Source organism: Streptomyces sp. NPDC056296, from assembly GCF_042268605.1.
Taxonomy (GTDB): Bacteria; Actinomycetota; Actinomycetes; order Streptomycetales; family Streptomycetaceae; genus Streptomyces.
The window spans coordinates 1-10078 of sequence record NZ_JBHJRX010000115.1 but is presented as its reverse complement, the minus strand read 5'-3'; the positions used below and the strand labels follow the sequence as shown (position 1 = coordinate 10078).

Genomic DNA, 10078 nt, shown 5'->3' with positions numbered 1-10078 from the left:
GATCACCGATCGCCTTCGAGAACGCCTTCCACCTCACACCAACTACGCTTGCACCAGCCGCATAACCCGTGTTCAGGATTCGGGGTCAAGGCCCGCCATTGACTCCCCCCTCGGCCTCTACACGGCCATCACCGCCCTGCCGGAACGCCAGTTCGACGTCATCATCCTGCAGTACGTCCTGGGCTACCCCTGCAAACAGGCCGCCAACATCATGGGCATCACTGCGGCCACCGCCCGCACCCACCGCCGCCTGGCCCGCAAGCGCATCGCCACCAAACTCGGCATAGACCTCGGTGACGACGAGGAGAAGGAGTAACACCGTGCCGCGCAGCATCGACGACTACCTCGACCAGGCCGCCCTCGCAGACACCGTCACCGACGCCGACCTAGACGCCCTGCACCGCGAAATCGTCCGCGACGTCACCGCCACCTTCATGTTCGGCGCCCGCCCCGCCCCCGAAGGCCACTACCCCACCGCCCTCGACGGCGCCGAACAAGCCCTGATAGCCCTGTCCGCCGAACTCATCCACAGCACCAAAGCCGCCGAACACCTCGCCCGCATCGCCGACGCCCCCTCCGACGCCGACGGCGCCCTCCACTTCGGCTGCCTCCTCAACCTCGCCCAAGAACCCGACAGCGCCCTGTGGTGGTGGCAGTTCGCCGCCGGCGCCGGCAACGCCACCGCGGCCTACTGCCTCCACCTCCACCACCTGCTGCGCGGCGAACTGCGCGACGCCGACCACTGGGCCCACCAAGCCCTCGACCTCGACACCGACATCCACCTCAGCCCCACCACCCCGACCACCATCCGCTGCCCCGCCCACCCCGCCCCGGCCCTGCGCGAAGCCGTCGAACGCCTCAAGGTCGAAGAACTGGCCGGTGCCCCCTTCCACCACCCCGACCGCCGCCTCGCCGACCAGATCGAAGAACTCGCTCACGCCTGCTGAATGCACCCCCCCGTCACCGGGACCCCCAGCCGGCTGCTCTCACCCGGCCCGGACCCGCGTCGGAACGCCGACCTCGGACAGGGGAGAGCAGTCCGGGCCTCGCGACCGGCAGCCCTCAGTCGGTCTCACTCGAGCTCGTCGCGGAGGGGCGGCCCGCGCCTGTTTTGGCCACCGTCATGGGGTGCTGGTCTTTCAGGGCTCAGTGGCAGGCCGGGGTCGGGCGTCAGCCGATGAGTGAGCGCAGCACGGGGATGCTGACGCCGGCTGCGGTCAGACCGGCCAGAACGGCAGCGGCCACCCGCCGCCGCTTAGGAAGGTGAGCCCTCCGACGATCAGGCCGGTGATGACCGTGACAGCAGGACGACGGCCGTGTGGACCGTCATGAACGGGCCCGACCGGGGCTCTCCTCATCCGCGTGACACACCGTGAGTGATGGACGCCACACACGGAAGTCTCAGCGCCCCGGACGATGATCGTGACTGCTTCATACGACGTAGACGCCCACCTGCTCCCTCATCAGGTCCGACGCGGGGAACGAGCCGTGACAGTTCTCGGTGAGGAGGAGGGGCACCACGACGCGGACGGCTGTGTGACCCCCTTGGGGCCGTTTATGCGAGCTTTGGGAGCACGAGCACAGAGCAGGGGAGGTGCACTCGGGGCTCCTGAGAATTCGAACTGCGCTCCTCCGTATGAGATGAGTACGCCTTAAAAACGGGCGGAGAACCCCTACTGGGAGGGGTTTTTGCGGAGCCATAGCCGAAAACCCCTCCGTAGAGCCATTTTCACAACGGTGCATAGTGTTTCCTAGACAGCGCTGAACACACGGCTTTTGGGAGCCCTCGCTCAGCACCGGCCGGTGGCCAGTCGGGGGTGGCTCCCCCGGCAAGGCCCCGGCCCAACTCTTCAATAGCATCTGTTTCGTCGAATCAGAAGGCCCCGCCGGGCGATCCGGCGGGGCTTCTTGCTCTCCGAGGCCCCTTCCGGCCCGTCACTGTGCCGGCTTCCAGGCCCCCACGGACAACCGGTATTACTCATTCCGCAAAACGCGTCAGGGGCGTTGCGCCCCTTCGTTCCTGACGGCGCTTCACTTTCCCGTAGCCGAGAAATCCCTACGCTGAGCAGGAATTGTCGCCGGGTGACACCGATGGCGTAACATTCACCGGCAACCGGTGACGGACTGTTAGCCGCAGTCCAAATGTCACTGGTCAGAGCGAGGTTCCCAAAAAACCCGCGGTCGAGCTTCGGACATTCGATCGAAGCTCGACCGCCTCTCGATAGGAGAGGTGTGCTCACCGACGCCTACATGGCGGTCATCCTGATCTTCGGGATCGTGCTGGCCGCAGCCTGCTACGCCGTACGGGCCCTGAAGACCAGACCCGCCCGGATCGCTTCCGTCATCGCCGCACTCGCCCTCCTCATCGGCGCGCTGGTGCCCGTCGTACGCATCCTGGCCGACTCAGCGGCCCCGGCCTCCAACACCGTCGCACCGGCCCCGCCAGCGACGCCCGCCGCTCCCGCGCCGTCGCATGAACCTGCACCGGTTGCCCCGGCCCCGGCAGCCACGACCCCGGCGGCGGGGAGATGACCATGACCTCCCCGACCGTCACCCGGCGGCCGCGCGAGTCAGATTTGATCGCTGACTTCTTCTCCCTGTACGGACTGCCGCACGACTCTGTGGAGGCCCTCACCGAGGTCTCACGCCTGCGCAGACGAGGACGAGGACGCCCCCTCGTACTCCCTGTGATGAAGTTCGCCTACTTCCTGGTCGACGGATGCATCTCGGAGACCGTGCAGGCCGGCAAGGCACGCCTGTGGCGGGAACTGATGCTCTTCGAGAACATCAGCAACTCCGGTGGCCTTCCCGGCTCGTACAGCGAGGAAGGAATCAGCCCGACCACCACCAACCTGATCCACGGGTCCGTCCTTTCCCGCTGCGTCTTCATCGAGGTTCCCGCCACCAAGCTGAGTGCGCTGGCCTCGACTGATCCGGCGATCGCCCTGATGCTCGCGCGCATGGCAGCCAAGCGAGGCGCGCTCACGGAACGGCTGTACACGGCGACGCGCGCATCCCCCGTCGCCCGCGTCGCAACAGTGCTGAACTACCTGGCGGCACCCACACGCCGCAACGTCATAAGGCGCAGAGCGGACGGCGCACTGGTGATGTCGACCACCGAGGAACTGGTCGCTTCGGGGCCAAGCCAAGCCGATCTGTCCGACACGCTCTGTCTCGGACGAGCAACCGTTGAGAAGGCCATCGCGGAACTCCGGCAGACAGGAGCCCTCAGATCCTTCAGCCCAGGAGAACGAACCAACCGCTGCTATCCCATCCAGGACCGAGACCTGCTACGGCAGATTGCCCTGGGGGGGTAAAGGCTTCGGCACCCGCGACATCGTGACCGGCGCCCGTGCCCATGAAACCCCGAATGCCCCGGCTCCAGCCGGGGCATTCGCGTTTTCCCCAGCCATCGCCAACGCCCGACTCGCCGCGTCCACCGCCCCAGAACGGCCGAGCTCGCCACCGCCCGCAACGCCATAGCCTATGAGGCATACCAGCTGACGCCAGCACTACCCCGGAAACGCTTCCCGCCCGGCAAGCACACCGCCGGGCGACTGACTCCCTCGACGCACCTGTGCCCGTACGGTGTGCCGTTCGGAAGGGACACGACGATGACTGACGCGAACGTTCACATCCCGCGTGAAGACAGGGACCGGCTGGCTGCCGTAGCCGCCGCTGAGGGGCTGTTACTGCGCGCCTACCTGGCGAAGCTCGCGCAGACTCTGCTGACGCCGGCCGAGCGGGCCGAGAACGCGCGCGCCGTGCTGCAGGGGTGGAACGGCTACGCTCCCACGGCCGCCCAGGAGTGGGACCACCTCGACCGTGAGCTGGACCGCCGCCTGGCACGGGCGACCGGCCACTGAGCGACATCAGGCCTGAGTGACACCCGGCGCGCGACCCGGATGGTCAGCCCGTGGGCCGCCTCTCCCCGCCCGGAAAACCGTCGTCGCCCTCCGCGGGGCGGCCAGGGGTATGAAGCGGGACCCCACGTCATGTCTGACCTGGCCTGTTCTCCCCTTCCTTGATCACCTGGGGAGCTGATGTGCTGACGCGTTGTCAGTGCCTGCTGTCAGCATGACCTGGTGTGCGGGGAGTTGCTACGAGGGGGAGGCTTGCATGCCTTCAGTGCGATCGTACGTGCGTTCTAACGGGACACGGGTTCGCGCGCATGCGCGGTGGGCTCCGGGCGCCAAACGGGAAACGATGATCTCCGGGGTAGTGGCCTTGGCCGTGGTCGGGCTGGGCAACAGCAACGTCTCCGCCGGGGAAAACGGGACCCCACAGCCGAAGTCGACGGTGCAGTACCCGATCCGGTTCGACCACGCCCCCGCCGCGCGGGCGCCACAGCCTCGCCCCACCGTCTCGTACCCGATCCGGTGGCAGCGGTGACCCGCCGACGGCCGCCCACGCGGCGGCGCAATCGACGGCCCAGCCGACGGCAGCAGCAACGCGACGCCCAGCTACTCCTCTACGCCGCGGCAGCTGCGACCGGCATCACGTTGGTGGTGATGGTCGTCAACTGGCTGCTGACCCACTGGTGGGTCCTCGTCGTCGTCCTGGTGCTCGCCGTCCTCGCGGGCGCCGGCTGGCTCTACAACCGCCAGCAGCAGGCCCAGTGGGAGGCAGTGCGGGCGCAGGGCCTGCGCTACGGACTGCCCCAGCTGGACGCACTGCACTACACCCGGTTCGAGGACGCCATACGGGACCTGATGCAGCGCGACGGCTGCCAGGACGCCCAGCGAGTCGGCGGCCGCGGCGACTTCGGCGCCGACGTGAAAGCCACCGACCCGTACGGGCGGCGCTGGGTGATCCAGTGCAAGCACCGCCGCAACGGCGCCCACGGCTCACCGGTCGGCACACCGGACCTCCAGGTACTCAACGGAACAGCCCGCCAGGTACACGGCGCCGACGTCGCCGTGATCATCACGAACGGCCGGGTGACCGGCCCGGCAGTGACATTCGCCAAGCAACAGCGGCTGCACGTCGTCGACCGCCAGACCCTGGCCGTCTGGGCATCCGGATCCCGCCCCCTGTGGGAGCTCCTGCGAGCGGTACCGCCCCCGCGGCCGCCCCACATCACTGAGCTGAGCCGCCACCTGGGCCTACAGAGGCGGTGATGGCCGATGCCGCTCCGCGCTCCCTTCCAAGGCTGTGAAGCTGATCCGCCCGTACTCACAAATCGCCCCCGTGAACGCGGGCGGGCTGTCAAGCGGCGAGATTCCCCCTGAAGGGGAGCAGCAGCATCCGCGCCACCACACGAAGGAACACCTCAGCCTCCCGCAAAAGCTCCTGTGCCTCTCGTGAGGATGCTGCTCCTATGACCCCTGCCTCAGCGCGAGCCCCCGAGTAGTGGAACGGCAACGTCTCCGGTGGACACAACCTCGGGCCGACTCGTTCGGCGAGGGACCCGGGTTCCGTCGAACGCTGCAGCCCGGCCATCGGTTGAGCTGATGGTGGGCCGTTGCACCGCTGGGTGGGGCAGCCGTGCATCCACCCCCGTGCGGCCCGCCGCTCCCCTCTGCATCGGCATCTGGGGGAGTTCAACATCAGCAGGCTGTCCCAGATTTTCGCCCCCGCCGGCCTTGACCAACGACCTGCGTACGCGTCGCCCTGCCCCGTCTCACAGGGCGACGGACTTGCCCGGCCAGCACCGGCACGAGTACGCCAACGCCCTTCCGGCCACGGCGCTCGCGCCCGCACTGCCCGGACAGCAGAAGGCATCCTGCCCGGCGTCCGCACGGCAGGCGGCCGCGGCCCCGGCGCTGTGTCCAGTCAGCGGGCCGCTCGCCCGTTACGACCACCAGGTGCACACTCGCGCTCAGCCGATCGTCCAGCCCGAACTCGGCCGTCCGGTGGCCTCAGAAGCCTCTGCGGCTACGGCCGTCGTGTGACGGCCCTTGGGGAGCCCTGGGGCGAGTCGCACCCGCCCATCGGCACCCACCGCGGTCCCGCGGCCACCGTCCGTCCCCGAGGCCCCGGGCTCGTTTCGTGCCCAGCCAGCCCGGACAGTTCGGACCACCAGGCGGACACGGCCGAGAGCCGCGTATGTCGCGTCGCCGTGCCGAGGCGCTCTTACGCACGTCGTCTGCCATCGCCACAATCAGCGCTATGGCCGATGGCTCCTTATGGGTGGCGGCCCTAACCGCCGGCACTGCCATTGCTGCTAGTTGGGTTACAAGCCGCGGAAGTCTTCGCGCTGCTCGCGAGCAGGCGAACGCAACGGCCGTCGCCCAGCGCAGCTCCTGGATCGCCCAGGCGCGCAGGGAGTCGTGCATCGAGGTGGTGAACCGGGCCCACGACATGGGAGCTTTGTACAGGGAAGTCCCGGTCGTGCTGGATATGCCAGCGGGCGCAGAGAAGGCGTCGGCGGTCACCGCGCATGCCAAGCGGCTCCGTGAGGCTTACGGCCCTTTCACCAGAGCCTGTGACGTGCTGGTAGTCGATGCTGGACATGCGGTGGCCGAGGCTGTTCAGCAGGTCTTTCACAGCTCGCGTTCCGTCTACATGTGCCTACTCAGCGCGCCGACAGACCCACGAGCCAGAGCCGTCTACGACATCGCCATCCACAAGTACTGGCTTGCGCTGCACGAACTGGTCTGGGAAATGCACCGTGAAGCCGACAGGCCATGACCGCGGCGCATCCATGCCGATTGCACTGCGCACGGTGACGCTCGGCTGGGACACCCCGGCCGGGCGCCATATGGACTTCTCACGGCGAGCGGAGGAGGACGCCGCTAATCTCCTACTCCTTGTCGCCCGGCTCCTCCGGCAAGTCACGTACGGCCTCCGCGATCCTGTCATTCAGCTCGCGGGACATTGTGCTGTTGTCGAGGACGCTGCGGATCGCCTCCTCGACCGGCGACAAGTCCGGGCCGAGCTGCTCCACGAGGCGGGCCAGAGTGGCCTGCATGGCCGGAGTGTTCGTCAACGTGGCAAGGTGCGCTCTGCCCAAGCGTGTTAGTCGCTCCTCCGTCGTATGCGGAAGCGTCGGCACGTTGGGGACGTCTTCGGCCGAGATCGGGCCCGGCCGCCGGAAGTCGAGGACCGTCATGGCCTGGTCCGCCGCTGTGCTCAGCAGGACCCGCGTCTCCCAGGCATACGCCCGCTCGTGCGTCTCGCCGCGGATCATCCTGTCGTCCCTGAGCAGCCACCGCACCCAGGCCGTGAACCAGTGGTGACCGCCGACCTCGTGGCCGCTCACCTCCAGCACCTTGTCCAATGCCACCGCCGTAGGAAACCAGTTGTGGGTGGTCCCGGGGAGCCTCCGCCCGTCGCCGTTGAAGGCCGAAGGTATCGGTGTGCCGGTGACCATCCGGTAGCGCCTGGATGCGGGTCTCGTCGCGGCCAGGACCGTCGCGTAGTTTTCCTGGGTGTCCAGTAACGCCCGAACGTCCTCGGTGCTGGCCTGCACCGCCGTGGCGAACTTGGTGACGACACCGTCGAGCGAAGTGAACAGGTGGAACCGGTGCTCCATGCCGGCGATGTCCTTTTGCATCTCCGGTAGGAACTGGCCGTCCTCGGACATGTCCGAGTCGTTGCTGACGAAGAACACGGTCTCGTCCTCGTGTGCCTTCGCGTACTCGACCGCCGTCAGCCAGATCGCGGCGTCCCTTGCCCCGGTCTTGTAGGTGCCGCTGTTGACCGTCTTGCACGGGGCGATCTGGTTCGTCTCCCGGAACAAGGCGTTCTGATAGGCGGTGTGGGACGTCTCCAGGACTTCCGTGATAGAGAGTACCGTTCCCGCCAGTGCCTACGCACGTGCTCGGCCTGCCACCGCTTGGGGTGGTTGACGTGCTCCCAAGGGGTCGCCTTCCGGAGGTCGTCCACCGCTTCCATGGCCGCCTGGTGCTTCTCCGCGTAGGACAGGGCTTGCTGCGCGGCGATCTCCTCGACGGCGATCCACGGTGTGGCCACTCGTTCGACGCCTGCGGCTCGGATGGCGCGGAGTACGTCCGCGACGGGGCCCCGAAGAGATGTCCCCTTAATGATGTTCGCGTCCAGGATGATCAATGCGAGGCGCTCCTTCTTCCTTGGCTCCCAGCCATACGGACCCATCTTTTCAACTTAATTGCTGGAGCGGGGACATTTCAGTGCTGACTCTGGAATCGGCCCCGAGGTCCCAGGGCCTGCACGCACCCCAGTGCGTTGCCGCGCACTCGGGACAGGCCCCGGTCCTGGGTCGCGCAGTGCGGCCCAGGCAGCACACAGTGCCCGGGGCCCGTTCGAGAGGTCATGATGCTGCCCAGTCGAGTCCGAGCTCCGCCAGCGCGGCCAGCTGGTCGGCGCCCAGCTTGGCGCGCCTGCTCTTGCTATTGGACAGAAATACCCCGAGGCGTACCTCGCTCCCGTCCTCCAGCCGCTCCACATGGCCCCGGCTCACGGTGACGGATCCGGTGCGGGCCTTGTACTGCGCCAGCGCCGCGACGCCGCGTTCGAAGGCCGTTGAGCGGCGCCCAGACGGCTTCCCACCCGCTGTCGCGCCTCCTGCCTCCACCTGTGCCGGAACGGGCCGCTCGGCGGGTTTCACGCCCATCCCGGCGAGCCGGTCGCGCTGGCCTGCGCTCAACAGTGCCCAGTCCTGGCGCTGGGTGGCCAGCCACCGGCCGACGTCCATCCCGTGCACCACCGTCCCGGGCTCCACCGGCCCGAGCCGGCCGTCCTCGGTCGTCAGGGTCTTCAGCGCGGCGTAGCGCCGCTGCCAGTCCACCGGCCAGCCCGGCTTCCAGTCCTTGTCGATCGCGGCCAGGAGCTCGACGCGCTCCCGTGCCCGCTTCGGGTCCTTGCCCAGCCCGCCAGCCTTGCGGGCGTTGGCCAGCCATTGTCCCACCGGCTTGTCCAGGATCGCCGCCGTCACCGGGGCTGCGAGCGTCCCGTAGACCTCGAAGTACGCGCGCGCGGCTCCCAGGTTCTCCTCCCACGTCTCATCGGCCGGCTCCCACACGATCCCCAGCTCGTCCAGGTCCGCAGCCCGCTCGGAAGCCAGGGCCCCGGCGCGCGTGGCCCGCCGCTGGTCGGACAGCCACCTGCCCAGGGGGAACCCGCCGCCCTGCCACGCAGCCGGCGCACCGGCAGGGCCACCCTCGACATGCTGATAGGGCACGGCCAGATGGCCCTCCCGCTGCCGGTAGGCGACCGCCGCCCGGTGCCCGGCCTTCCAGTTGGCATGCTCGGGCTCGATCAACTGGTACTTGACGAACCGCGCGACGAGCGAGGGGTCCCGGCGGGTCCCGAACCGCAGCAGCAGCCAGCTCTCCTCGCCGCCCTCCTCCGGCTCCTCACCCAGCCACGACGGCACCGGCTCGGTACGATTCAGGTTTTCCTGCGGCGTCGCGAGCATTTCCACGGCACGCTCATCATGCGCCCGCAGCCCAGACAAAACCTTCACCAACGGCCGATACGAAGCCGAATACGGCATATCTTCCGGCGTCTCATCCTCACCCAGGAAAATTGGGACGATCAGCGTCGCCAATTTTCCCTGATCCGGTTTCTGACGCAACGCACGACCAATGGCCTGGACGATATCCACCGCCGACCCCTTGGGGTCGATCAATGCCACGCTGTCCACACTCGGCACGTCCACACCTTCACCGAGAACCCGGCAATTGGACATGACCGCACGCCCCGCCCGCGCCCCGAACACCCCCAGCCGCTCGCCGCGCACCTCCTGGTCCTGCTCACCCGACAGCCACCCCGCCCACACCCGCTCCGGATGCCGCTCCGGGTCAGCCGCGTGCAACCGCCGCGCCACCCGCTCCAGACCCTCGGCGAACGCCCGCGCCTCGATGGTGCGGTGATGGAAGGTGATACACCGGCTCAGCCGGTGGTCGCTCATCGTCTCCAGCAGCGCGGCCTGAAGCACCGCCAGCCGCTCACCCCGCACATGCTCCTCGTACCGCTCCTCACCATGCAGCTTCTGAAGCGTCAGCTGCGGATCCCGTAGCTCCACCACCACGACCTGATACCGCGCAAGCAACCCCCGCGTGTGAGGTTCGGCCGTGATGTCACTGGGATGTTCGGCTTCGTATGTCACTGACCTGTAGGCGTGTTGGCGCTGTTCAGGGGCGGTTGGATCGAT

Annotated in this window: 10 protein-coding genes; 8 read left to right on the top strand and 2 right to left on the bottom strand. The window is 68.0% G+C overall.

The genetic code is table 11. The features are described from left to right. The 8 genes from ACFCZF_RS40280 to ACFCZF_RS40245 all read left to right on the top strand — a co-directional run. Nucleotides 1-316: RNA polymerase sigma factor (locus tag ACFCZF_RS40280; protein ID WP_376675896.1), on the top strand; the 316-nt coding region annotated here is incomplete at its 5' end. 4 nt (nucleotides 317-320) lie between these two features. After that, nucleotides 321-947, top strand: coding sequence for a hypothetical protein (locus ACFCZF_RS40275; RefSeq protein WP_376675895.1), 627 nt, complete (start codon nucleotides 321-323; stop codon nucleotides 945-947). A gap of 1285 nt (nucleotides 948-2232) precedes the next feature. Then, nucleotides 2233-2532: a hypothetical protein gene (locus ACFCZF_RS40270; protein WP_376675894.1), complete on the top strand. Its 300-nt coding sequence runs from the start codon at nucleotides 2233-2235 to the stop codon at nucleotides 2530-2532. A 2-nt stretch (nucleotides 2533-2534) separates the two neighbouring features. Beyond that, nucleotides 2535-3317 (top strand): Crp/Fnr family transcriptional regulator, encoded by a 783-nt coding sequence (locus ACFCZF_RS40265; RefSeq protein WP_376675893.1) that lies wholly within the window; start codon nucleotides 2535-2537, stop codon nucleotides 3315-3317. Between the two features lie 297 nt (nucleotides 3318-3614). Continuing rightward, the gene (locus ACFCZF_RS40260; RefSeq protein ID WP_376675892.1) at nucleotides 3615-3866 is read left to right on the top strand and encodes a hypothetical protein; all 252 of its coding nucleotides are present in this window, start codon (nucleotides 3615-3617) and stop codon (nucleotides 3864-3866) included. 522 nt (nucleotides 3867-4388) lie between these two features. Further along, nucleotides 4389-5120 (top strand): restriction endonuclease, encoded by a 732-nt coding sequence (locus tag ACFCZF_RS40255; protein ID WP_376675891.1) that lies wholly within the window; start codon nucleotides 4389-4391, stop codon nucleotides 5118-5120. 519 nt (nucleotides 5121-5639) lie between these two features. Continuing rightward, nucleotides 5640-5894 (top strand): hypothetical protein, encoded by a 255-nt coding sequence (locus ACFCZF_RS40250; RefSeq protein ID WP_376675890.1) that lies wholly within the window; start codon nucleotides 5640-5642, stop codon nucleotides 5892-5894. A gap of 217 nt (nucleotides 5895-6111) precedes the next feature. Then, nucleotides 6112-6633 (top strand): hypothetical protein, encoded by a 522-nt coding sequence (locus ACFCZF_RS40245; RefSeq protein ID WP_376675889.1) that lies wholly within the window; start codon nucleotides 6112-6114, stop codon nucleotides 6631-6633. A gap of 112 nt (nucleotides 6634-6745) precedes the next feature. On the opposite strand, the gene ACFCZF_RS40240 is transcribed toward ACFCZF_RS40245, so the two are convergent. Together ACFCZF_RS40240 and ACFCZF_RS40235 are read right to left on the bottom strand one after the other, a co-directional pair. Then, on the bottom strand, nucleotides 6746-7729 hold the full coding sequence (locus ACFCZF_RS40240) for a PIN domain-containing protein (protein WP_376675897.1): 984 nt from the start codon (nucleotides 7727-7729) through the stop codon (nucleotides 6746-6748). Nucleotides 7730-8233: 504 nt separating this feature from the next. Then, the coding region (locus tag ACFCZF_RS40235) for a Helicase associated domain protein (protein WP_376675888.1) at nucleotides 8234-10078 on the bottom strand (1845 nt) is incomplete at its 5' end.

What these genes read in the sequence shown, in the direction of transcription:
- ACFCZF_RS40265 (WP_376675893.1), top strand. Translation starts at nt 2,535, where the DNA reads ATGACCTCCCCGACCGTCACCCGGCGGCCGCGCGAGTCAGATTTGATC.
- ACFCZF_RS40260 (WP_376675892.1), top strand. Translation starts at nt 3,615, where the DNA reads ATGACTGACGCGAACGTTCACATCCCGCGTGAAGACAGGGACCGGCTG.
- ACFCZF_RS40245 (WP_376675889.1), top strand. Translation starts at nt 6,112, where the DNA reads ATGGCCGATGGCTCCTTATGGGTGGCGGCCCTAACCGCCGGCACTGCC.